The 22,053-nt window shown below is 54.8% G+C and carries 20 protein-coding genes and 5 tRNA genes; 13 read left to right on the forward strand and 12 right to left on the reverse strand.

Going from position 1 to position 22,053, the window contains the following annotated elements; all coding sequences use genetic code 11:
* Positions 1 to 289: 289 nt before the first annotated feature.
* Positions 290 to 3,415: a glycoside hydrolase family 2 TIM barrel-domain containing protein gene (locus tag CIK94_RS11130; RefSeq protein WP_094423071.1), complete on the reverse strand. Its 3,126-nt coding sequence runs from the start codon at positions 3,413 to 3,415 to the stop codon at positions 290 to 292.
* Between the two features lie 90 nt (positions 3,416 to 3,505).
* On the opposite strand from CIK94_RS11130, the gene CIK94_RS11135 reads away from it, so the two are divergent.
* The gene (locus CIK94_RS11135) at positions 3,506 to 4,501 is read left to right on the forward strand and encodes a YqiA/YcfP family alpha/beta fold hydrolase (protein ID WP_094387066.1); all 996 of its coding nucleotides are present in this window, start codon (positions 3,506 to 3,508) and stop codon (positions 4,499 to 4,501) included.
* 28 nt (positions 4,502 to 4,529) lie between these two features.
* On the opposite strand, the gene CIK94_RS11140 is transcribed toward CIK94_RS11135, so the two are convergent.
* The 10 genes from CIK94_RS11140 to CIK94_RS11185 form a co-directional block, all read right to left on the reverse strand.
* Entirely contained in the window at positions 4,530 to 4,895 is a 366-nt protein-coding gene (locus CIK94_RS11140; protein ID WP_158216567.1) for a DUF4359 domain-containing protein, read from the reverse strand.
* A 13-nt stretch (positions 4,896 to 4,908) separates the two neighbouring features.
* On the reverse strand, positions 4,909 to 5,658 hold the full coding sequence (locus CIK94_RS11145) for a bifunctional 2-polyprenyl-6-hydroxyphenol methylase/3-demethylubiquinol 3-O-methyltransferase UbiG (RefSeq protein ID WP_094423078.1): 750 nt from the start codon (positions 5,656 to 5,658) through the stop codon (positions 4,909 to 4,911).
* Positions 5,659 to 5,747: 89 nt separating this feature from the next.
* Positions 5,748 to 6,521: a hypothetical protein gene (locus CIK94_RS11150; RefSeq protein ID WP_144008380.1), complete on the reverse strand. Its 774-nt coding sequence runs from the start codon at positions 6,519 to 6,521 to the stop codon at positions 5,748 to 5,750.
* Between the two features lie 295 nt (positions 6,522 to 6,816).
* Entirely contained in the window at positions 6,817 to 7,020 is a 204-nt protein-coding gene (locus tag CIK94_RS11155; protein WP_094388696.1) for a hypothetical protein, read from the reverse strand.
* Positions 7,021 to 7,932, reverse strand: a complete 912-nt coding sequence (locus CIK94_RS11160) for an Rpn family recombination-promoting nuclease/putative transposase (RefSeq protein ID WP_094388695.1) — start codon at positions 7,930 to 7,932, stop codon at positions 7,021 to 7,023. It lies immediately after the preceding gene.
* A gap of 187 nt (positions 7,933 to 8,119) precedes the next feature.
* Positions 8,120 to 8,587 (reverse strand): nucleoside deaminase, encoded by a 468-nt coding sequence (locus tag CIK94_RS11165; RefSeq protein ID WP_022309638.1) that lies wholly within the window; start codon positions 8,585 to 8,587, stop codon positions 8,120 to 8,122.
* 221 nt (positions 8,588 to 8,808) lie between these two features.
* Positions 8,809 to 10,053, reverse strand: coding sequence for a phosphoserine phosphatase SerB (serB, locus tag CIK94_RS11170; RefSeq protein ID WP_022309639.1), 1,245 nt, complete (start codon positions 10,051 to 10,053; stop codon positions 8,809 to 8,811).
* Positions 10,054 to 10,133: 80 nt separating this feature from the next.
* Complete coding sequence (locus CIK94_RS11175; RefSeq protein WP_094423079.1) at positions 10,134 to 11,078, reverse strand: DMT family transporter; 945 nt, start codon at positions 11,076 to 11,078, stop codon at positions 10,134 to 10,136.
* A 227-nt stretch (positions 11,079 to 11,305) separates the two neighbouring features.
* On the reverse strand, positions 11,306 to 14,659 hold the full coding sequence (locus CIK94_RS11180) for an AAA domain-containing protein (RefSeq protein ID WP_094423080.1): 3,354 nt from the start codon (positions 14,657 to 14,659) through the stop codon (positions 11,306 to 11,308).
* A gap of 9 nt (positions 14,660 to 14,668) precedes the next feature.
* Positions 14,669 to 16,156: a hypothetical protein gene (locus CIK94_RS11185; protein ID WP_094387060.1), complete on the reverse strand. Its 1,488-nt coding sequence runs from the start codon at positions 16,154 to 16,156 to the stop codon at positions 14,669 to 14,671.
* 225 nt (positions 16,157 to 16,381) lie between these two features.
* Between CIK94_RS11185 and CIK94_RS11190 the strand changes: the two genes are divergently transcribed.
* Both CIK94_RS11190 and CIK94_RS11195 read left to right on the forward strand, forming a co-directional pair.
* Positions 16,382 to 17,602 (forward strand): hypothetical protein, encoded by a 1,221-nt coding sequence (locus CIK94_RS11190; RefSeq protein WP_094423074.1) that lies wholly within the window; start codon positions 16,382 to 16,384, stop codon positions 17,600 to 17,602.
* A 27-nt stretch (positions 17,603 to 17,629) separates the two neighbouring features.
* Positions 17,630 to 17,821 carry a hypothetical protein gene (locus CIK94_RS11195; protein ID WP_094423075.1) on the forward strand — a complete coding sequence of 64 codons (192 nt, stop codon included), beginning with the start codon at positions 17,630 to 17,632 and terminating at the stop codon, positions 17,819 to 17,821.
* 173 nt (positions 17,822 to 17,994) lie between these two features.
* Here CIK94_RS11195 and CIK94_RS11200 read toward each other — a convergent pair whose 3' ends face one another.
* Positions 17,995 to 18,447, reverse strand: a complete 453-nt coding sequence (locus tag CIK94_RS11200) for a hypothetical protein (RefSeq protein WP_144008381.1) — start codon at positions 18,445 to 18,447, stop codon at positions 17,995 to 17,997.
* Positions 18,448 to 18,470: 23 nt separating this feature from the next.
* Between CIK94_RS11200 and rpsU the strand changes: the two genes are divergently transcribed.
* From rpsU to secE, 10 genes are all read left to right on the forward strand, one after another.
* Positions 18,471 to 18,662 carry a 30S ribosomal protein S21 gene (gene rpsU / locus CIK94_RS11205; protein WP_022309645.1) on the forward strand — a complete coding sequence of 64 codons (192 nt, stop codon included), beginning with the start codon at positions 18,471 to 18,473 and terminating at the stop codon, positions 18,660 to 18,662.
* Between the two features lie 82 nt (positions 18,663 to 18,744).
* Complete coding sequence (gene xerC / locus CIK94_RS11210; RefSeq protein ID WP_254046023.1) at positions 18,745 to 19,623, forward strand: tyrosine recombinase XerC; 879 nt, start codon at positions 18,745 to 18,747, stop codon at positions 19,621 to 19,623.
* A gap of 29 nt (positions 19,624 to 19,652) precedes the next feature.
* Positions 19,653 to 19,952: a ribosome hibernation-promoting factor, HPF/YfiA family gene (gene hpf, locus CIK94_RS11215; protein ID WP_022309647.1), complete on the forward strand. Its 300-nt coding sequence runs from the start codon at positions 19,653 to 19,655 to the stop codon at positions 19,950 to 19,952.
* A gap of 102 nt (positions 19,953 to 20,054) precedes the next feature.
* A tRNA-Thr gene (locus tag CIK94_RS11220) sits at positions 20,055 to 20,128 on the forward strand.
* Between the two features lie 36 nt (positions 20,129 to 20,164).
* A tRNA-Tyr gene (locus CIK94_RS11225) sits at positions 20,165 to 20,247 on the forward strand.
* A 6-nt stretch (positions 20,248 to 20,253) separates the two neighbouring features.
* Positions 20,254 to 20,326, forward strand: a tRNA-Gly gene (locus CIK94_RS11230).
* Between the two features lie 8 nt (positions 20,327 to 20,334).
* Positions 20,335 to 20,406: transfer RNA gene (locus CIK94_RS11235), tRNA-Thr, on the forward strand.
* 99 nt (positions 20,407 to 20,505) lie between these two features.
* On the forward strand, positions 20,506 to 21,702 hold the full coding sequence (tuf, locus tag CIK94_RS11240) for an elongation factor Tu (protein WP_094388688.1): 1,197 nt from the start codon (positions 20,506 to 20,508) through the stop codon (positions 21,700 to 21,702).
* A 62-nt stretch (positions 21,703 to 21,764) separates the two neighbouring features.
* A tRNA-Trp gene (locus CIK94_RS11245) sits at positions 21,765 to 21,837 on the forward strand.
* 16 nt (positions 21,838 to 21,853) lie between these two features.
* On the forward strand, positions 21,854 to 22,045 hold the full coding sequence (secE, locus tag CIK94_RS11250) for a preprotein translocase subunit SecE (RefSeq protein ID WP_022309509.1): 192 nt from the start codon (positions 21,854 to 21,856) through the stop codon (positions 22,043 to 22,045).
* Positions 22,046 to 22,053 lie beyond the last annotated feature (8 nt).

Below are 22,053 nucleotides of genomic sequence, written 5' to 3' on the forward strand. Positions count from 1 at the left end.
CGCGCCGCGCCGGTGACCTTCGGTTCAGAGTTGCCGCTGCTTGCGGGCTGGCTGCGCTGTGCCGTCGTGGCGTCCATCATCCCTTACTATGTCCTGCATTGCCCGCGCTGTTGCTTGCTACTCCCTTACTGCTGCTTGCATCGCCTGCGCCGCCACCCGCCTCTCGGCGCTCGTCGCGGTCAATCGCCATGCCCGCTCTGTGTTCTGCGCCGTCGCAATTAGATGCAAAAAGCCCGCCATCTTCGCTTGGGTTGCGATGATGGCGGGCTTGAAGGATATTGGGGTCGGTTTACTTCACGGGAACGAGCCAGAAGGTTACGCTGTAGTCGCCATACTTGAGGCGATACTCGGGCTGGGCTTCAGCCGCGCGTGACCATGAGTCTACACCACCCACTCCGGCTTGCTTCTTGTCGATGCACAGCTCGGTGTACTTGGACTTGGGCAACTGGGCAGCGTGGCGCTGCTTCTTCTTGTCGCCCTCGTCGAGGTCGGAGATGTTGTAGTGGAGCGCAGAGGCAGAGAAGGGCGCGTCGGCCACAATCTTCAGACCCTTGCCCTCGGTGGTAGTCTGGTTCCACCAGCGTATGCCGGTCTTTGTACCGGTCTCCTGCGGACGTATGTAGGGATAGAACTGCTCGTCGGCGGTCTGAGTATAGATGCCAAGACGCTGAGAAGAGCAGCGGTCGATATAGTTCTCGTTGGGGCCGAGGCCATAGAAGTGGCTCTGGTCCATCTGGTAAGGCATGTCGAGCTTCATACCGAAGCGCATGAGGTTGCCCACCTCTGCACCGGGAGTGGCCTTGAAGTCCTGGGTAACGCGTATCTGTCCGTCGGCACCAATGAGGTAAGACAGAGTAAGTGTTCCCTTGACCTCGGGCATATCATAAACGACCTTAACCGAAGCTGAATTCTTGCCCTTCTCGACCTCGGTAGACTTGAGGTTGATGACGGGGTTGCGCCAAACCACGTAGCGACGCTGCAGGTTGGCACCCATATCGTTGTCGGTCACTGCACGCCAGAAGTTGGGCTTCAGCATACCGCCCTCGCCGAGCATAGACACGCCATCGACCTCGTAGCGGTGGATGTAGCTGGTGGCGGGGTCGAACTCTACCACGAAGTTGCTGCCCTGGACGAGCAGAGGAACACCCTTCTTGTTGGCTACCTTCACCTTGCCCTTGGCTGTGCCGATGAGTCCGTCGGCGTTGAGCTCGGGCTTGGCGTCCTTCTCGGCGATGGCTATCTGGGCGTAAGCCATGGTCTGTCCCTTGGCGATGAGAGGTTCGGCAGTCTTGGTCTTGAAGTCGATGTTGAGCATCACCTCGGCATTGGCGTCGATACCGTCGAGCTTGTAGGGCAGAGTGTAAACCACCTTCTGCTGGGGATCCACATCGAGGTTGGCTATCTCGCCCTGCTGTACGGCCTTGCCATCGGCGAGGAGAGTCCAGCACAGCTTGTAGTTGTCGATGTTGCGGAAGAAGTTCTCATTGTAAACCTCTATCTTGCCAGCCTTGGCGTCGATGGCCTTTGCCCATACGTTCTGATACTGGTAACCGACCTCGTAGGCATGAGGATTGAGTTTGCGGTCGGGGCTGATGAAGCCATTGTTGTTGAAGTTCTTGTCATCATTGCTGTCCCAGTCGTTGTAGTCGCCGGCATAGGCAAAGATTTCCACACCGTTGGCGTCTTTCTTGCGGAGAGCCTGGTCTACGAAGTCCCAGATGAAACCACCCTGGTACTTGGGGTACTTGCGGATGATGTCCCAGTACTCCTTGAAGTTGCCCTGGCTGTTGCCCATAGCGTGGGCATACTCGCACTGGAAGAAAGGCTTCTTGGCCTTCTCGTCGGTGCGCTTGCAGTACTCCTCACTCTCCTTCAGGCCGAGGTACATGGGGCAGTAGAAGTCGGAGTCGGAGTTCCAGCGGCCGCGCTCCCAATGTATGGGACGGCTGGGGTCGAACTCCTTGACCCATTTATAGGCATTCTCGAAGTTCACACTCTCTGCCGTCTCGTTGCCGAGTGACCAGATAATGACGCTGGGATGGTTGAAATACATGTGTACGTTATGCTCATTGCGCTCCATTATCTGTTTGGCGTACTCGGGCTTACGAGAGAAAGCGGTCTCTTCGTAGCCAAGACCGTGGCTCTCCTGATTGGCCTCGGCGAGGACATAGATACCGTACTCGTCGCAGAGGTCGTAGAAGCGGGGGTCAGAAGGATAGTGACAGGTGCGGACAGCATTGATGTTGAGCTGCTTCATAATCTTGATGTCCTGCAACATGCGCTCCACGCTTACCACGTAGCCGCCGTCGGGGTCAATCTCGTGACGGTTGGCGCCCTTGAGGAGAATGGGCTGGCCATTGACCAGCATCTGCGAGTTCTTGATTTCTATCTTGCGGAAGCCCACCTTCTGGGTGAGGACCTCTGTCACCTTGTCGCCGTTCTTGACTGTGGCCACGAGGGTGAAAAGGTAAGGAGTCTCGGCAGTCCACTTCTTGACATTGCGCAGCGAGAAGCGGATGGTGCCGTAGGCGTGGCGCTTGAAGTCGGCAGTGCTCTTGGCCACGGTGATGCCGTTGGCGTTGAGCAGCTCGAAGTCGATGACAGGGCGTCCGGTCACGTCGACCTTCACCTCGAGGGTACCGTCCTTGTAGTCATTGATGAGGTCGGGGGTAATTCTGAGGTCGTCGATATGCACTCCGGCGTCGCGGGCGTAAAGGTAGCTCTCGCGGGCCACACCGCTGAGGCGCCAGAAGTCCTGGTCTTCGGAGTAAGAACCGTCACACCAGCGGAATGTCTGGAATGAAATGAGGTTGTCACCCTTATGGATGTAAGGGGTAATGTCGAACTCGGCAGCCACCTTGGAGTCCTCGCTGTAGCCCACGAAGCGTCCGTTGACATAGAGGTACATGTTGGAAGTGACAGAGCCGAAGTGGGCTATCACCTGCTTGCCGTCCCAGTTGGCGGGGATAGTGATGATGCGGCGGTATGAACCCACGTGGTTGCGCTCGTTGGGGGTATAGGGCGGGTTGTTCTTGAAATGGCCGCGCCAGACATATCCCACGTTGATATAGGCAGGGTCGCCATATCCCTGGAGCTCCCACATGCCGGGAACGTTGATTTCGCCCCATGTGCTGTCGTCGAGGTCGGTCTTGTAGAAGTCGGTAGGACGCTGGTCGGCGTTCTCTACAAACTTGAACTTCCACTTGCCGTCGAGCGAGAGAAAATTGGACGACTCGGTCTTGACGCCCTTGAGCGCCAGGTCACGGTTCTCATACGCGAAGAACTGGGTGTGCAATGGGAAACGGTTTACCGCGTTTACCTGCAAGTCTTGCCATTCAGTGAAAGTGGGCGTCACGTCGGCCGCCGACACTGAAAGTGTTGCTGCAAGTGCCAATAAAAGGAATGAATTTCTCATGTAATTATTGTTAATTTAATGATAATGCATAGGTAGACATGGCAAAGATAAGCAAAAACAATGGTAACTTTGCACATAAATGGCTTAAAAATGCAAAATCCCTATATTAAACAGTACCCCGACCTCATGGACGGGAAGAAAATCATGTATATTCATGGTTTTATGTCATCAGCACAGAGCGGAACGGTATCAATCCTGCAGACACTGTTACCCAATGCGACGGTGGTGGCGGACGACATTCCGCTGGACCCGGTCGAGGCGGTGACGATGTTGCAGGAAATGGCTCGCCGGGAGAACCCCGACCTCATCATCGGTACCTCGATGGGCGGCATGTATGCCGAGATGCTGCACGGCTATGACCGCATACTGGTCAACCCCGCACTGGAGATGGGGCAGACCATGCAGAAGAGCAACATGATGGGCAAACAGGTGTTTCAGAATCCACGTCGGGACGGCGTGCAGGAGGTGGTGGTGACCAAGGCTCTGGTCAAGGAGTATGCCGACATTACCACCCGCTGCTTTGCGGCGGTCGATGCCGACGAGCAACGGCGTGTCTATGGTCTCTTTGGCGACAAGGACCCGGTGGTGCATACCTTTGACCTCTTCCACAGCCATTATCCTCAGGCTATCCGCTTCCACGGCGAGCACCGACTGATAGAAAAGGTGGTGCACAGGTATCTGATACCGGTGATAAGGTGGATAGACGACCGGCAGGAGGGCCGCACGCGTCCCGTGGTGCTGATAGACAGTTCGACCATGAGAGACAGCTATCTCAACGCGACATCAAGCATGCACAAGGCGTTTGAGATGCTCATCGAGAAGTACGATGTAAGGATAGTGGCGCCGGCTCCCACCGACCACCCCGAACAGATAACCGAGATGGGAGCATGGATAGAAGACGCACTCTCGGCTCCGGCGTGGAACAGGGTAATCTATACCAATGACCCGCAGCTCATCTGTGCCGACTACCTGATAAGCGACCGCGATGTGGATGACTTTATGGGTACCGTCATCCGTTGGGGCAGCGACAAGTTCAAGACCTGGGAAGAAATCATCGGTTATTTCGAACTGCTGGGTGGCCAGTAGCGGGGTAGGGGTGAATTGGGAGACCGTGTCATTCATCAGTCTTCTGCAGCGCCTGGCGTATATCGTCCTTGTCGCTGGTGAAGATATGGTTGAAGGCACCCACCGAGACCACGCGGGTGGTTCCGTCGAAGGTAATGCGGCCTACGCTGAACAGCAGATAGTTGCTTACCTCCAGCGAATTGTCCAGATAGACTTCTGCCACTTTGCTCACGAAGAGCGAACCTAAAAAGCCCATCACGATATTGTCGTCATGACGTTGGGAAAGGGTCTCGTTCACATAGCCCGAGACCGCAGAACGGATGGCCTCGGTATGGGCTTTCTTGTCGGGGCAGGTAAGCGCCATCAGCAAGATGGCAAATAGGGTGATGACCAGGGCAAATATCTTTTTCATCATAATCTTGATATGTTTAAGGGTTGGTTCTCTCCAGACTGAGCTGAGCCAGATAGTCGTAGTGGTCGCCTTCGGCCACGATCCGACAGTCGAGCCCCGCCTCACGGGCTGCGGCGCTGAGCAGCGGATAGTCGACATAGAGCCAGTCGAACGGTAGGCCCTCGACACGGCCATACCGCATCTGATAGTCGACCTCTCCATAGTATTTTCCGGACAGGTCGATGTCCATACCACCATCTTCATCCTGATAGACATAACTCAGGTCGCTCGAGTCGATAAGTATCTGTCCGCCCAGGGCAAGCAGACTCGCCACGCGACGCAACAGCCCGCCCAGTCCGCTCATCTTGCCGGCTATGCCCGTACCGTTCATCAGCATGAGTATGGTGTCGAAACCTCCGCCGAGGCGTGGGTCGAAGAGGTTGATGCACTCCACATCGGCGATGCCGCGCCGGCGCATGGCCTCACAACTCAGGGGCGACACGTCGATAGCCTTGACGCTCACACCGCGCTGCTGCAGCGCCAGGGCGTGGCATCCGGCTCCGGCGCCCACATCGAGCGTGGTGCCGCGGGTCATCTCCAGCGCCTTTAGTTCCAACGGCGGCATGCTGTCGGTAGTGCGGAAGAGATAGTCTACCGGCATCTCGTCGTCGTCAAACATCGACGACATCACGGTGAGCGTCTTGGCACGGCCCGTGGTGAGATAGTCGAGGATGGCTGCGCCCATAGGGTCGCGCTTGGGGGCGAGGGTTTGGGTATCGATGGTCATCAGGGTGGTATAAAAATCGGCATACCGGCTGCGATGCACTCTGCCGCCGATATGCCTTGTCATGAAAAATTCTATCTTTATGGATGCGATTAGAGAATACGACCTACAATGCGGAAGTTGAGCACGGGATAAACTGTAGCCTTACTCAGATACTTCAGTACTTCGCCGGTATCGCTGTTGGTGTCGGCCTTGGTCAGCTTGTGGTCGCGCAGATAAACCTCGGGGGTACCCCAAAACTGCACACCCATGTCGAAGTTGAAGGCGAAGCGATGCTTGGCGGGAACTGCACGGCCGAAGCCTACGCCCAGATAAGGACGGAAGGCGGCAACCTTGAGTGTAGCGTCTACGTTACCACGCTCGTCGGGGGTAAGCAGGTAGTCGCCCAGGTCAAGACCAATCTTCTGGCCGTCGGGGAGAGAGGCGTTGAGTCTGTTGATATCCATCAGCACGCCGTCCTTGGTATTCTTTAGGGTAATTATCTTGTCGGAACCCAGGTAGGCACCTGCGGTAACGTGGAATGCACTCGTCTTGAATGGGTAGACATCGAAGAGCAGATGGCCGGTGGTGAGCGACGACTTGCCTTCCACCTCGAAAGAGCGGGGGCCATTATAACTTGCAGGGATTTCACCGTCGAGGTCGAGGTCGGTCTTGACCTTAATCTGCGGGAAGATGTTTACACCACCGCGTACGGTCACGTAGGGAGTGATGGGGGCTGCAGCCTCGATGCTGATACCGGTAAGGCCGACACCGACGCCCACACTGAGATGGTTGAAGATTCCATGGTCATCTACAGCACTTTCCTGGGCTGAGAGTTGGCTGAAGCCCATCATCGCCATAGCCAACAGTAGCATAACTTTTCTCATAGTTAATTTAGTTTTAGTTTATGTTAATATAATGTTGATGATTGCAAATATAATAAAAATCTCTTTACCCACCGCAGTTTATGATAAAAAAATGAGAAACAGCCGTGATTTTGTTACCTTTTACTGCGCGTCAGCCCTATAAACCCTGCTCAGCAGCCACTTTTGCTACAATGATTCTGAAGTTTATCCACAGAAAAGGCTGGACCCCGCGAGTGGAATCCAGCCTGCTTTATAGTATGGTAACCGATGTTGCCAGCGTCGCCTCGATGATGACAAGGCTCCCAGAAACATCCGGCTACATCATCTCCTTTATTTCCTGAATAGTCATGTCCATCACCTCAGCCACATCGTCGACAGCCATGCCTCGCTGCAGCATCTTGCGGGCTATCTCGACCTTCCTGCGCTTAATGCCCTCGGCCAATCCTTCAGCCAATCCCTTGGCATAGCCATCCTTCTTGGCAGTGTTGATGGCGTTGATGATGTCGCAATCGGTATACATCTACAATATCTTCTTTATATCCTGGACCGTCATGTTAGTCAACTCAGCTACCTCTTCGACAGCCATGCCTCGCTGCAGCATCTTGCGGGCTATCTCGACCTTGCTGAACTCAATGCCCTCTGCAATGCCTTCGGCGCGTCCCTCGGCATGTCCTTCTGCATGTCCTTCGGCGCGTCCCTCGGCAAAACTATCCTTTTTGGCTGTGTTGATGGCGTTGATGATGTCGCGATAGGCATTCACACTATCCTCGTACAGCATCCTGTCCTGCGCATTGAACTTGGAAACTTCAGCCTGTTCAAACAGCCTTGTGAACACACGCTCCTGAAGGGCAGCGGGGCGCTCCATGAGCACAGAGAGGTTCTTGAGCACAAACATCCACTTGTCGTACATCGTGACGAGCTGGTCTTCGGTCTTGTCAAACTTAGGAATCTCTACATATATATAAGTGAGCTTGTCATAGAACACCTTCTTGGTGTTGATCTCCATAAGTTTAACCTCATGATGCCAATGCTGCGCTTCCTCCAGACCTTCTGCGAAATTGAAATTCAGCAAACCGATGGTATAAACCGAACTGAGATGGAAGTCCCAGTTACCTCCACGCTGAGCCTGCTCACGGATAGGGAAGGTGGAGTAATAGATGGTGCGGTCTTTGAAGAACTCCTGATACACATTCTGCATCTCGACGATAAACTTCTCGCCCTTCTGGTTCTCGCAATAGACATCAAAGATGGCGCGCCGGGCATCAGCACGGTCGCCCAACTGCTCAGAGTTGAGGTAAGTCACATCCTTTACATCCTGTTCGCCACGAAACAATGCGTTGAGGAAACTTATCAGCAACTCCTTGTTGAACTCGGAGCCGAAAAGGCGTTTGAAACCGAAATCAGTATGTGGGTTGATGTATCTTTCTGTCATAACAATATATTGAGAAACAATGACTATATCTGCAAAGTTAAGAAATAAAATCAGAAACGTGACTGTTTTGTCAGTTTTTTTCGTCATCCATAACAAATAAACGATAGTTCGCGCGGCGGCGGGACAACTCCCCTGCAACCAAAAAAGCCAATATCCTCTGCCAGTGGCGGATATTGGCTTGTAGTGGTCAATACTCAGTCTTGCTGTCGCTCTCTCTCCATGCCTCAAAGGCTTTCTTGGCCTCATCGGGCAGCAGGATTCGCATGGGCTTGTGGCGGTCTGCCGGAGCGAGGGCTATCTCCTGATAGATGAAGTCGTCGTCGAAACCTATTGCGGCAGCGTCCTTGCGGTCGTTGGCATAGTAGATGTGGTCCAGATGTGCCCAATAGATGGCACCGAGACACATGGGACAAGGCTCGCATGAGGTGTAGATGTCGCAACCACTGAGGTCAAAGGTACCGAGACGCAGCGAGGCGGCGCGGATGGCACTGACCTCGGCATGGGCGGTAGGGTCGTTGTCAAGGGTCACACGGTTGGAAGCCTCGGCCACCACCACGCCGTCGCGGGCTATCACGGCGCCGAAGGGGCCGCCGCCTTTGCGCACGCTCTCTTCGCTCAGGGCGATGGCGCGTCTCATCAGTTCTTCTTTCGTCATAATCGTTCTTGTTATTATTGTTTCCTGCACAAACTTATTCATTTTTTTTGAATTCCCCAAATAATGTGTGTTAAATATCCATCATAGTCCCGCTGCGCGCATCGCCAGACTCCACGGCAGAGACCATAACCGCAGCCGTCATACACCCGCTTCGGACAAAACAAAACCGCAATGCCCTGGTGTGGACATTGCGGTCGGGAGTGTCGTGTATGGTTGCGGGGTCAGAAACGGCCCTGGTCTTCGAGATAACTGTCCTTGAACCCGAGGAAGTAGAGCACTCCGTCGAGTCCAATCGTATTGATGCTCTGCTCGGCGCTTGCCACCACGCGTGGCTTGGCATGGAAGGCTATGCCCAGACCGGCTTCGCTCAGCATGGGCAGGTCGTTGGCACCGTCGCCCACGGCGATGGTCTGCGCCAGGTTTACCTTCTCCACCTGTGCGATGAGCTTCAGCAGTTCGGCCTTGCGTGTACCGTCTACTATCTCGCCCACATAGCGTCCGGTGAGCTTGTTGTTATCGTCTATCTCCAGCTCGTTGGCGTAGACATAGTCAATTCCGTATCTGCGCTGGAGGTACTCGCCGAAGTATGTGAAACCACCGCTGAGGATGGCTATCTTGTAACCACATCTCTTGAGTACCGACATGAGGCGGTCGGCGCCCTCGGTGATAGGCATCTTCTCGGCTATCTCCTGCATCACGCTTGCGTCGAGGCCCTTGAGCAGTGCCACGCGTCGGGTGAAGCTCTCCTTGAAGTCTATCTCGCCCCTCATGGCGCTCTCGGTGATGGCGCGCACCTTGTCGCCCACTCCGGCGCGGTCGGCCAACTCGTCTATACACTCGGTCTGTATCAGCGTCGAGTCCATATCAAAGCATATCAGTCGGCGCATGCGTCTGTACATGTTGTCCTTTTGGAATGAGAAGTCTATACCCATGTCTGCCGACATGTGCATGAGGTCTCCCTGCATTTCCTTTTGGTCTCGGGGCGTGCCACGCAGCGAGAACTCGATGCAGGCCCTCACGTTGCGGTTGGTCTTCTTGATGCTCTGGCGTCCAGTGAGGCGCAGTATCGAGTCGATGTTGAGCCCCTGCTGCGCGATGATTTTGGTGGCTGAGGCAATCTGCTCTGCGGTGAGCGTCTTGCCTATCAGGGTGAGGATGTAGCGGTTCTTGCCCTGCTTGTTGACCCATGCCTCGTACTCGTCGTCGCCTATGGGGGTGAAGGCTATTTGCACCTGCAGTTCGGTAGCCTTGAAGAGCAGTTCCTTCATCACCTGTCCCGACTGGCGCTCGTCTATACGGATGAGGATGCCAAGTGAGAGAGTGGCGTGGATGTCTGCCTGACCGATGTCGAGTATCTGGGCTTTGTGGCGTGCCAGTATCTCTGTGACCATCGCGGTGAGTCCCGGGCGGTCTTGACCGGTAATGTTTACCAGTATCTGTTCAAATTTCTTGTTGTCTTGTTCCATTCTTTGTGTATCTTGATGCACAGGTTGCAAAAGTACTTGTTTTCCTGCTGACTTACAAATTTATGCGCTTAAATCTTTCCTCACTTGTGGCGTACGTGGTTGAGTATGCGTGGGAACATACGGCGCAGCCGCATCAGGTATTCGCCTGTCTTGCTTCCGCCTACTACCATCGTCACAGCCACGATGATGAGCGTCAGACCCACCATGTCGCGCGGGGTGAGGGTCTCGCCGAAGACGAGCACGCCGAAGATGATGGCTGTCACGGGCTCCAGCGCTCCCAGTATGGCGGTGGGCGTAGAGCCAATGCGCTGGATGGCAGCCGTGGTGCAGAGGAAGGAGATGGCGGTGGGGAATAGTGCCAGTGCCACCACGTCGGCCCACATATACCACTGGCTGGCGGCGGGCATGGTGAAGGGCGTGCCGGTGGCAAAGCGTCCGGCAAAGATTAGTGCGCCGAACACCAGCACGTAGAAGGTAATCTTGAGCGTGGGGATCTCGCTCAGCATGGGGCGGTTGGCCCCCACGATGTATATGGCGTAGCTCAGTGACGATGCCATGACCAGAAGCGTGCCCACCAGACTCAGTGTGTCGCCGTCGCTGCCACGATAGAGCAGCCCTATTCCGCTTAGAGCCATCACGATGCAGAGGATGGTGGTGATGGTGAGCCGCTCCTTGAAGAAGAGTGCCATGATGACCGCCACCATGATGGGGTAGACAAAGAGCAGCGTTGAGGCTATGCCTGCCGCCATGTGGTTGTAGCTCTCAAAGAGGGTGAGCGACGAGATGGCCATTATCAGACCCATCGCCACGAGTGGCAGTATCTGGTGCCGGCGTAGTCCGAAACCGCGTCCGCGCATCATCAGCATGGCTGCCAGCATGGGTATGGCGGTCATATAGCGGAAGAAAAGAACCGATTCGGGGTTCATACCTATTTTATATAGGGGCAGGGCGAAGAGGGGATTGGTTCCGTAACTTGCGGCTGCGATGGCGGCCAGAATATAACCTTTAGTAGTGTTGCTAAGCATAGAGATATCTGTTGTGTAGCAGCCCGCAACCATAGCGGCAGCTCTGTTTGACGGTGCAAAGGTACTAATAATCTATCCATGCCACGCCATGACTGCCCACTTTTTTTATCCCCGTCTGCCAATTGTCTGTTTTCCAGTCATACGAGGGCCTTGCGGCCACCACAATCGTTTGTGGCAAAGCCTCTGCGATATGGTCTCTGCCGATAATCCTTGCTCCCACGACCGGACTACTCTTCTTGCGGCTCGGCATATCCCTCCCTGCTGCGTATATGGTCCAGGAGTTTTGCGAAGAGCGCGTTCTGGCGCAGCGTAGGTTCGTGTCCGGTAATGATGAGCTGCTTGCGGGCACGCGTGAGCGCCACGTTGAGCTTGCGGTCTATCACCTGGCCGTCTTCCTCCATGCAGTTGGCGGTGAGGAAGTCCAACTGGTAGGCGTGCTGGATGGTAAACGAGTAGATGATAACGTCGCGCTGCGACCCCTGATACCGTTCTACGGTGTCGATGGATATGCGGGTGAGCGGCTCGATGCCCATCTGCTCAATCTCGCGACGTATCATGGCTATCTGGTTGCGGTAGGGCACGATGACGCCCACCGTGCGGTCGGGGTCGAAGTCCTTGCCACAGTAGGAGTATATCCGCCCGACTATCCGGGCTACTATCCTCGCCTCTACGGGGTTGACCTTGTCTGACTGGGTGGGCGAGAGATTGCCGGCCGAGGGGAAGTAGAGCAGGCGGTGATGGTGGAGAAGCGTGTCGAGACCGTCGGCGGCGTGGGGCAGTGGCGTGGGGTAGATGACGTCGGTCTGCTGGTGGGGCAGGGGCACACACTCCAGCTGCTCGCGACGGTAGAACATCTCGTTGGGGAAACTTGCGATGTCGGGGTGCATGCGTCCCTGACGTCGCAGGATGCCCACAAACTGCGTGCGACCCAATGCCATCTCGCGGCGGTAAAGCCGCTCGAAGAGCGAGTTGCGGCAGTCGGTGAGATGGATGGCTGTGAGCAGCGGGTCGGTGGTCTGCGACAGCGCGGCGGGCTGCTGCACCACTGCCGGCAGCTGCTTGTAGTCGCCCACCATGACAAACTTGTCGATATGGGTGAGCAGCCCCATCAGCGAAGGCTCGAGTATCTGGCTGGCCTCGTCGATGATGGCCAGGGAGAAGTGGCGCAGCGCGAAGAGGGGCGTGCGGCTCTGCAGCGTGGTGGTGGTAGCCACGACCACGCGGGCCGAGAGCAGCGTCTGGCGCACGAGGTCGAGTCTGGGAGTCTCGCCCACGCGCCTGTCGAGCAATTGGTCGCGGAAGCGGGGGTCGCAGGTGTACTCGTTGCCTATGCGCAGATAGTCTATGCCCGCCTCGGTGAGCATGGCGCAGATTTCGTCTACCGCCCTGTTGGTGTACGAGGTGAGCAGCAGCGATGCGTCGGGGTCGCAGAGTGCCTCTTCGACCATGAAGCGCAGCGCCATCGATGTCTTGCCGGTTCCCGGCGGGCCCACGAGCAGGAAGAAGTCGTTGGCCTGCTTGACCTTGAGCAGCGTGGCGTCGTAGGTGGGGCTGTAGGGGCGGGTGAGCAGTCGCGAGGTGTCGGCTGTGGGTTCGCGCTGCGAGAGGAGCAGCTGTCGCCGGTCGCTCGGCGCGTGTATCAGTTCGCTCAGACTGCGCAGATTGGCGGTAAAGGTGTTGTCGGAACCGCTGTGCTCTACGGCATAGGTGCTGTCGGCGAGTATATGTTCGTTCTGCTGGCCGTCGTTGAGGTGCACGGTGATGCTGTGCTGGCTCATTGCCACTATCGAACCCTTGAAGAGGATGGCGCCGGTGGGGTTGGGCGTGTCGGTGTAGGCATAGAGATATATCGAGTCGCCCGGGCGGAAGTTGGGCAGGAAGTCCTCGCCCTGGTCGGGCACGTCGAGGCTGACGATGTCCCATCCGCCGCGTCCCTTGCTCTTCTCCTTGCCGGTGATGGTGAGCCCGGTGTAGATGTTGCCCATTTCGCGCTTGGTGGCGAGCGGCATATTCCACAGGTCGGCCATGCTGGCGCTTACGCCCTCATTGCTGCCCACCTTGGCAGCCAGCTGCTCGCGCATCACGAATGTCGCCATGGTGCAGAAGTAGGCGTGCTCTACGGCGCTCATGGTGTGGAGCGGAGTGAGCAGGCGCTGGAGCTGGGGCAGAATGTAGTCGGAGAAGAAGCGGGTAGACAGTTGTCGCTCGTTGATGGTCTCGGGGGTGAGCTGGTCGATGATGCTGCCAAACCCGTCGTGGGCTATGGCGTAGTCTTGCGCCACGATGCGGTTGCGCAGGGCAATAGCCTCGCGGAAGAGGGCCTGGTACTCGTTGACGGCTACCAGTCCGCCAGGCAGGGGATACTTGGAGTAGAGCAGGCGTATGTCGGTCTTGCGGCGGCCCAGCCCGAAGTTCTGGCGCAGCAGCCCTGCATAGAGCAGCAGCTGCACATAGTGGTCCTCTTTCTGGAAGGAGCCATACTGGTTGGCATATCCGCGCTCGATATTGTAGTTGCGCCCCGACTTCTGTTCGACCAGCAGCCGCATATCGGTGGTCATGAGGTCGATACGACCCTGGATGCCCAGCCGCTCGCAGACGAAGGAAGGTTCGAGGATGGCCCGGTCGCGCCTGTAGGGACGGCGGCGCGAGGCGGGGTCGGGGGCGAAGAGATTGTCTACGATGCCGCACAGATTGTCGACCTGCGCCTTGGCGTCGACCTTGAATTTGGCTCCGCCGGCAAAGTCGGGGCAGGTGCAGTAGTCGAGTGCCCGCTCGCGGAAGTTGGTGCGCAGGGTGTCGAGCCAGTCGTAGTCCTTGGGGTGGTTGATGATGTCGTCGAGGGCGCGCCCGGCGAAGTTACCCAGGAGTATGGCATAGGAGTTGGCGGCAGGGCTGAGCCTGTTGGCGACATAGGCGAGGGGATGGTGGCCGTAGTCGGTGAAGCAGCGCGCTATCTGGCTGATGTCGAGCAGATAGTCGGGCTCGACGATGATGAGCCCGGGCTCGAGGTGCTTGCCCTCATGGCAGTCGATGAGGTTGAGCTGCATGCCGCGCTTGAGCAGGGGCTGCAGATAGCTGTGGGCGGTGTAGTCGACGGTGTAGGTGTCGCCCGTGCCTTCGCCGTCGGCATGGACGTGGATGAACTGGTCGTCATGGTCGGTGACCACGCAGCGCAGATAGCGGCGGTCTATGGTGTGGCTGAGGTCGGCGGGACGCCCCATGACGGGCAGATGGCCCACGAGGGTCGAGGGCACGTCGGTGGAGGTGACTGCCGACACGAGCAGAGCCAGCGCACGCAGGTCGTAGGGCCAGTCGGCATCGGCGATGGGCTCGGTGCTGTTGGAGTGGCGGCGCATGGTCTGTATCTCCTGCCTGTCGGCGGCGCCCACGGCACGGCTGCGACACAGGTAGTCGACCTGCGAAAACAGGTTGCCAAAGGCCATGCCCGTATCCTTGACTCCCTCATGGCACACCTGCGCCAGGGCGGCGTGCAGACTCCTGTTGCGCACCTCGACGGTATCGCTGTCGAGGTCTGCAAGTGCCTCTACACGCCGGTAGAGTAGTGTGGCTGTATCTGGCATCATGTTCTCTTAGTAGGCAGCACGTGTTAATACGGTGCCATTGCGGTAGTAGATCTGGCCGCCTTCATCGCTGAGGTCGCGCCACTCGTCGCTGGAGCCTACGCGCTGGAAGTGGTGCAGCTTGCCGTCTTCTCCGGTGGCATAGAAGTCATTGCCCTCAGAGAGCTGGCGCTTGGCGTTGGCGGCGGCTTCGAGCTTGTCACTGCGCACCTTGCCCTGGAGCAGACAGTTGAATATCCACAGCAGCACGACGAAGGCCAGTACGGTGAAGCCGCTTATCCACTTGTATATCTCGTGGATGGGCAGCATCCAGTGGAGCTCGGAGCGGTGGGCGCTGGTGGCATAGGCGATGATGATGTTGGGCAGGGCGAGTATCACGTTGATGCCGAAGACGGGTATCAGCGATACGGGCAGCCACATGGCCACCACCACGGTGTTGACCACAATCACCATCAGTATCTCGACGGCAGTGAGCCAGAAGCCCTTGTCGGTATCGCAGGCCTCAGCATCCTTGATGTGGCGGCTCATCATCCAGCAGTTGTAGGCCATGGCGCAGGCCAGTGCCGTGAGCATGATGATGGCGCCCAGACCTTCAAAGAAACCGGCAAAGAGATTGGCGAAGATGGTCTCGGTCAGCAGGGGCACGCAGAGGCATACCGTGATGACGGCGATGAGGGCCAGCAAGAGATAGTTGCTCACCAGGAGCAGTTTGGGCATCTTCTGGTACTCGGTGCTGATGGTCAGCTCGTCGTCGCAGGTGGTTATCTTGTTCTTCGGACCCAACTCTATCTCGTCGCGCTCGGCAAAGAGCAGGATGGCCATAATCACTGCCAGCACGGTGATGCCCAGGAGCGAGTAGAAGATGGTACTCTTGTAGACCAGCAGGCTCTTGTTGTGGATATACTCCTGCACCTTCTCTTGCTGTGGGTCGGGCTGGGGTGCGGGGGTGTAGTCGGGGCTCACGCGCTGGGCTGCCTTGGCCACGGCGTCGGCATTGATGCCGAGAGGGGCATTGCGCAGGAGGCGTATCTTATACCGCTTGGTGTCGATATTGGATATGTTCTGCATGATGGGCTCGCCGTCCTTGACCTGCTTGATGACCATAGGCTTGCCCACATTGCCGGCATCGTCGAGCGAGTAGTGGCCCTGGGCGTCGACATTGATGAAGCCCTTGACGTGGAGCTCCATAGCGCCGTCGGCAGTGGTGACAATCTGCATGAATGTCAGATTGCGGTTCTCGGAGACGCGCGGGTTCATGACCGCCAGCTGTCTGTCGGCATAGAGATACAGTTTGCCGTCGCTCTCCTGTCCGGCGTAGGCATAGGGGTTGTCGTTGTCCAGATCGATGACTGCCGTGGGCTGCAGGGCCTCGGACTGTGGCTCGATTACTTCTGTGCGGTATTTCACCGCAGGGTGCAACTCGTTGAGAACGGATAGCGCGAGGGCAGCTATCACATAACAGGCAATGTGGATGGTCCACTTCTTAGATGTCTTCATTGTCTATATAATATAAATAGGTGTAATGCGATTGTCAATGTGTGACAAAGGTAAAAATAAAAAACGAGTAATGGGTGCAAAAGGGCACACTTTTTTGTCTGGCCATGACAAGTAGGGAGAAAAAGTGGGTCCGGCAGAGTTTTATACGTATCTCGAGCGCTGTGGACAGAATGATTTTCGCTAATTTCGCAGACTGTTGGCATGGTGCCGGCAAGCATAACGGAAATGGAAGATATGATACAAGTGATAGTAGACGTGAAGGTCAGGGACTGGGTGACGGCCCGCGATATGGTGATGACCGTAGAGGTAGACGAGAGCTCGGTGCGCCGTCTGATGCTATACCCCTATGTGGGCAGGACGCAGGTGGGCAGGCGCGAGATGGCTCCGATGATACCCGAGCTGGATAGCGCCATAGGCAGCGGGCTCGCCATACTGCTGGCAGACGAACTGCTGAGTCAGGAGGCAGAGGTAGACTGCAGCATCGATTTCGTGGACAAGAACAGGCAGCTCGTCGAGCGCTATGGATGGACCGATGCCGCCAGCGTCTATGCCGCCTACAGCGAGGGCAGGGACTACAACAGATATGCGCTGCGTCTCTTCCTCGACGACTGCAGTCTCCGGGAGGGCCCAGACAACCGCTACACGCGCCACTATGTGGAAAAGGCGCTTGCCCGCGACTCCGACGCCCTGGATGTGCTGGGTTGCATCGACAAGTATGACGAGCGGGGCGAGCCCAACCCCTTCTATGCCGAAGATTACTGTCAGAACCAGACTCCGCAGTTCCTTCTGGAGATGTTGTTCGCATTCCAGTGCAACGACGAACCGCTGATAGACAACCTGCACCAGTTCTTCCTGCACGGGGTGGGGATAGAGCCCGACGCGCGGATGGTGAGCATACTCGAGGACTGCCAGCGCCGCATGGCAGAGGTGGAAGAGTATATCGACTGTAGGGACGAGACGGGGCTGAAGATGCTGCTCGCTTCGCCCGAGGACGACTGCAACTACTTCCTCGACATCGTGGAGTCGTGGTGTGGCGACGCGAGGCTCGATTATCTTGGCGTGTTGGTCGTGTCGAGGCTCTACGGCTGTCGTATAGACAATGCCTGCTGGAAGCGGGTGGTAAGGCTCGTCACCCGTTATGCCAAGCGGGGTTGGACCTATGCCTTGGGTGCGCTCTCCTGTCTGGCCGAGGACTGCGGTATTGATGAGGTTGAGGCTGCGATTGCCCGTATATTCACCGAGACGCCATCGCCGCAGGCCTTTGATGACTACCGCGAGGTGCTCGGCAGATATTTTCATCGCAACGACTATCTCGGGACCTGTTTCAAGAACAGCCAGACGCTTGCCCGTATGGACGGCGAGAGCGAAGACGACTCGATGTTTGTCCCTAAGGAAGAGGACGAATTCCCCTTCCGTCACCACGGCTATAGCGGTGACCAGTGTTAGCGCCGTGTGGCTGGCTGTGGCGGCGGGATGGACAAAAGGTTGAGCCACCCCAGCCCCAAGAATATCCGTGACAGCCCCGAGAATATCCGTGGCAACTCCAGGGATATTCGTGACGGCCCCAAGGACACCCGCGACGGTCTCAAGGATATCCATGACAACTTCAAAAATATCCAAGACAGCCCCAAGGAAAACCACGACAGTCCGAGGAAGAGTGGATAGAAACCCAACCGCCCTCCCAGCCGCTCCCAGCGTTGTAGCAATCGTCACCAACAGGCAAATCACCATTTCTGCCATTCCCTACATTATTATATATATATAAGGGCAGTCACTTTATTGTACATGGCAGCCCACTTTGTTGCATCTATTACCCGCTTCGCTCATCCGTTAGCCATTCACATTCCCATGCAGCATCCCATCAGAGTAATTTCGTGACACGCAATACCAGTATCAAGCTCCGCAACAATCATTTCAAGCCATGAAATATCCATATCCCTCCTCGCAATAATTCTGAAGATACCCTCGGCGATCGTGAAGGTACCCTCGGGAAGTGTGAAGGTACCCTCGGCAATTCTGACGATGTCCTCGGCGAAAGCGCCGATAATCTCCCTTTTTGCATCAGTCCTTCCCCGACTTCCATCCATAATCTCCGCCCCAGAAACGGGGGCTGCGGAGGGCGTATCTATGGGTTGGAATGGGCTGGAGATAGTGGCGCTGAATGGCGTAAATGCAACAATTTCAGCCGTTTTGTGAAAAAATAGGGCAAAAAACTTGCCCAAGTGACAAAATAGCAGTAATTTTGCAGCCGCGATAATTGGGCGCATGCCCGAAAGCAATAAGTTTAACATAATTAATTAATAAAAACAAGACAATGATTATTGTACCAGTAAAAGATGGTGAGAACATCGAAAGAGCTCTCAAGAAGTTCAAGAGAAAATTCGAAAAGACAGGTGTTATTAAGGAACTCCGCTCTCGTCAGCAGTTTGATAAGCCTTCTGTTTTGAAGCGTCTCAAGATGGAACACGCCATCTACGTACAGAAGCTCCGTCAGGAAGAGGAATAATTTTTCCTCCGAAAATTTGGTAGTTTGAATTAATTTCCGTATATTCGTTGCCGAAAACAGTAATGTAATAGGCGCGATGGCGATGATTGGCGAATTTTTGGACTACTTGCGGTTTGAAAAGAACCGTTCAGAGTTGACTGTTAGCAGTTATGCCGAAGACCTGAAGGCTTTTGAGGCATATTTCAAAAATTTGGACATGCTGCTTTCCTGGGAGACTGTCGATGCCGATGTCATCCGTGGATGGATGGAAAGCATGATGGATAAAGGCAATAGAGCTACTTCTGTTAATCGCAGACTGAGTGCTCTTCGCTCGTTTTACCGTTATGCTCTGGCTCACCAAAAGGTAGCCCGCGACCCGTCGAGGATGATTAAGGGCCCGAAGAAGGCAAAGCCTCTGCCGCAATTTCTGAAAGAAGAGGAGATGAACCGGCTTCTGGATGTGGTGGAGTGGGGTGATGACTTCGAAAGCGTAAGGGCACGGACGATGCTGATGACTTTTTACGAGACAGGCATACGTCTCTCTGAATTGACAGGACTGGACGACACGGCGATAGACTGGGCTAACCATGCTGTCAAAGTGTTGGGAAAGCGCAACAAGCAGCGCATCATCCCTCTGGGTGAGGAACTGGAGCACACCTTATTAATATATATAAGGGTGCGTGATGAGCAGGTCAAGGCCGGTAACGGCGCCCTGTTTGTGACTCGCAAGGGAGAGAGGATGAGCGGTGACCAGGTAAGAAACGAGGTGAAGCGATGTCTGTCGCTTGTATCCACGCTCAGCAAACGGTCGCCCCATGTGCTCCGCCATACCTTCGCTACCGCTATGCTCAATCACGAGGCTGGTCTGGAAAGTGTGAAGAAACTGTTGGGTCATGAGAGTCTCTCTACGACCGAAATCTACACCCATACCACCTTTGAGCAACTCAAGCGAGTATATCAAGAAGCCCATCCAAGGGCGTAACTCTTTAATTAAATAAAAAGGAGGTAATTATGGAAGTTAAGATTCAGTCGATACATTTCGACGCTACCGAGAAGTTACAGGCGTTTGTCGAAAAGAAAATCGCCAAGTTGGAAAAAACTTATGAAGATATTCAGAAAGTAGAGGTGCAATTAAAAGTGGTGAAGCCTGCCACCGCTCTCAACAAGCAAGCCTGCGTGACTGTGGGTGTGACCGGCAAGGACCTTTATGTTGAAAAGACTTGTGACACATTTGAGGAAAGTATTGACCAGTGTGTCGAGAGCCTGAAGGTTCAACTCACCAAATTCAAGGAAAAACAGCGTAGCCATTAAAAAAAACTGCAAAAAGTTTTGGCAATAGAAAAATAATGCGTATCTTTGCAGCCGTTTTACAACACGTCCTAAAAACGAGTCGCTCGGCGGCTGCAAGGATTTGCCTCTTTAGCTCAGTTGGCCAGAGCACGTGATTTGTAATCTCGGGGTCGTTGGTTCGAATCCGACAAGAGGCTCAAGAAACGGAAACGGACGCATGACCGTAAAAATATGGGTGGTTACCAGAGTGGCCAAATGGGGCAGACTGTAAATCTGCTGGCTTTCGCCTTCGGTGGTTCGAATCCATCACCACCCACTCAACGCGGAAATAGCTCAGTTGATAGAGCACTAGCCTTCCAAGCTGGGGGTCGCGGGTTTGAGCCCCGTTTTCCGCTCTAAATTTGCTGTAATAGCTCAGTGGTAGAGCACTTCCTTGGTAAGGAAGAGGTCCTGAGTTCAACTCTCAGTTACAGCTCTAATTCTTATCTCATTCCGGCAGAACGGAAAGGATATGGAAAACAAACAATATATTAATTTAAACTGATTTTCATTATAAAAATTAAATATCAAAGCTATGGCTAAAGAAGAATTCGTACGTACCAAACCGCATGTAAACATCGGTACTATCGGTCACGTTGACCACGGTAAGACTACTTTGACAGCTGCCATCTCTCTCGTTCTTCACAAGAGACTGGGTACTGGCGAGGAAGTTAAGTCATTTGACCAGATTGACAACGCTCCTGAGGAGAAAGAGCGTGGTATCACTATCAACTCTGCTCACATTGAGTATGAAACAGCTAAACGTCACTATGCACACGTTGACTGTCCCGGTCACGCTGACTATGTAAAGAACATGGTTACTGGTGCTGCTCAGATGGACGGTGCTATCCTGGTTTGTGCTGCTACTGATGGTCCTATGCCTCAGACACGTGAGCACGTGCTTCTCGCTCGTCAGGTAAACGTTCCCCGTCTGGTAGTATTCCTGAACAAGTGCGATATGGTAGACGACGAGGAAATGCTGGAGCTCGTTGAGATGGAGCTTCACGAGATTCTCGAGCAGTATGGCTATGAAGAGGATACTCCTATCATCCGCGGTTCTGCACTCGGTGCTCTGAACGGTGTTGAGAAGTGGGAGGACAAGGTTCTCGAACTGATGGATACTGTTGATACATGGATCCAGGAGCCTGTTCGTGAGGTTGATAAGCCTTTCTTGATGCCTGTTGAGGATGTGTTCTCAATCACTGGCCGTGGTACTGTTGCTACAGGTCGTATCGAGACTGGTAAGTGTAAGGTAGGTGACGAAGTTCAGCTGCTCGGTCTCGGTGAGGACAAGAAGTCAGTTATCACTGGTGTTGAGATGTTCCGCAAGATTCTTGCTGAGGGTGAGGCTGGTGACAACGTAGGTCTGCTTCTCCGTGGTATCGACAAGAACGAGGTTAAGCGTGGTATGGTAGTTGTGCATCCCGGTGCTATCACTCCTCACGATCACTTCAAGGCTTCTATCTATGTATTGAAGAAGGAAGAGGGTGGCCGTCACACTCCATTCGGTAACAAGTATCGTCCTCAGTTCTATCTCCGTACTATGGACTGTACCGGTGAAATCAAACTTCCTGAGGGAGTTGAGATGGTAATGCCTGGTGACAACGTAGAGATTGAGGTTACCTTGATTTACAAGGTTGCTCTGAACGAGGGTCTCCGTTTCGCTATCCGTGAGGGTGGTCGTACAGTAGGTTCTGGTCAGATCACAACTATCCTCGACGACGTTAAGTAATCAGAGAATTAGTTGAAAAACTAAATACAAGTCTCCGCAGCTGCGGTTGCGGAGACTTTCTTACGGGTTTAGCTCAGTTGGTAGAGCACTGGTCTCCAAAACCAGGTGTCGGGGGTTCGAGCCCTCCAACCCGTGCAAAAATAAAAAATATATGTTTAAGAAAATAGGAAATTATTGCAAGGCTTGTTATAACGAACTTGTACATAAGACCACTTGGCCGTCATACGCTGAGCTGACGCATAGCGCTGTTGTTGTGCTGTCTGCTTCTGTTGTGGTGGCTCTTGTTGTTTTCGCAATGGATAGTTTTTTCCGTTTTGTGATGACTACCATCTATCCTAATTAAAGGTAACA

The organism is Prevotella sp. P4-51 (genome assembly GCF_002251455.1).
In the GTDB taxonomy this organism is placed as follows: Bacteria; Bacteroidota; Bacteroidia; order Bacteroidales; family Bacteroidaceae; genus Prevotella.

Coding starts and splice junctions, on each gene's coding strand:
- CIK94_RS11130 (WP_094423071.1), bottom strand. CDS start 3,415: ATGAGAAATTCATTCCTTTTATTGGCACTTGCAGCAACACTTTCAGTG.
- CIK94_RS11135 (WP_094387066.1), top strand. CDS start 3,506: ATGCAAAATCCCTATATTAAACAGTACCCCGACCTCATGGACGGGAAG.
- CIK94_RS11140 (WP_158216567.1), bottom strand. CDS start 4,895: ATGATGAAAAAGATATTTGCCCTGGTCATCACCCTATTTGCCATCTTG.
- CIK94_RS11145 (WP_094423078.1), bottom strand. CDS start 5,658: ATGACCATCGATACCCAAACCCTCGCCCCCAAGCGCGACCCTATGGGC.
- CIK94_RS11150 (WP_144008380.1), bottom strand. CDS start 6,521: ATGAGAAAAGTTATGCTACTGTTGGCTATGGCGATGATGGGCTTCAGC.
- CIK94_RS11155 (WP_094388696.1), bottom strand. CDS start 7,020: ATGTATACCGATTGCGACATCATCAACGCCATCAACACTGCCAAGAAG.
- CIK94_RS11160 (WP_094388695.1), bottom strand. CDS start 7,932: ATGACAGAAAGATACATCAACCCACATACTGATTTCGGTTTCAAACGC.
- CIK94_RS11165 (WP_022309638.1), bottom strand. CDS start 8,587: ATGACGAAAGAAGAACTGATGAGACGCGCCATCGCCCTGAGCGAAGAG.
- serB (WP_022309639.1), bottom strand. CDS start 10,053: ATGGAACAAGACAACAAGAAATTTGAACAGATACTGGTAAACATTACC.
- CIK94_RS11175 (WP_094423079.1), bottom strand. CDS start 11,078: ATGCTTAGCAACACTACTAAAGGTTATATTCTGGCCGCCATCGCAGCC.
- CIK94_RS11180 (WP_094423080.1), bottom strand. CDS start 14,659: ATGCCAGATACAGCCACACTACTCTACCGGCGTGTAGAGGCACTTGCA.
- CIK94_RS11185 (WP_094387060.1), bottom strand. CDS start 16,156: ATGAAGACATCTAAGAAGTGGACCATCCACATTGCCTGTTATGTGATA.
- CIK94_RS11190 (WP_094423074.1), top strand. CDS start 16,382: ATGGAAGATATGATACAAGTGATAGTAGACGTGAAGGTCAGGGACTGG.
- CIK94_RS11195 (WP_094423075.1), top strand. CDS start 17,630: ATGGACAAAAGGTTGAGCCACCCCAGCCCCAAGAATATCCGTGACAGC.
- CIK94_RS11200 (WP_144008381.1), bottom strand. CDS start 18,447: ATGTTAAACTTATTGCTTTCGGGCATGCGCCCAATTATCGCGGCTGCA.
- rpsU (WP_022309645.1), top strand. CDS start 18,471: ATGATTATTGTACCAGTAAAAGATGGTGAGAACATCGAAAGAGCTCTC.
- xerC (WP_254046023.1), top strand. CDS start 18,745: ATGATTGGCGAATTTTTGGACTACTTGCGGTTTGAAAAGAACCGTTCA.
- hpf (WP_022309647.1), top strand. CDS start 19,653: ATGGAAGTTAAGATTCAGTCGATACATTTCGACGCTACCGAGAAGTTA.
- tuf (WP_094388688.1), top strand. CDS start 20,506: ATGGCTAAAGAAGAATTCGTACGTACCAAACCGCATGTAAACATCGGT.
- secE (WP_022309509.1), top strand. CDS start 21,854: ATGTTTAAGAAAATAGGAAATTATTGCAAGGCTTGTTATAACGAACTT.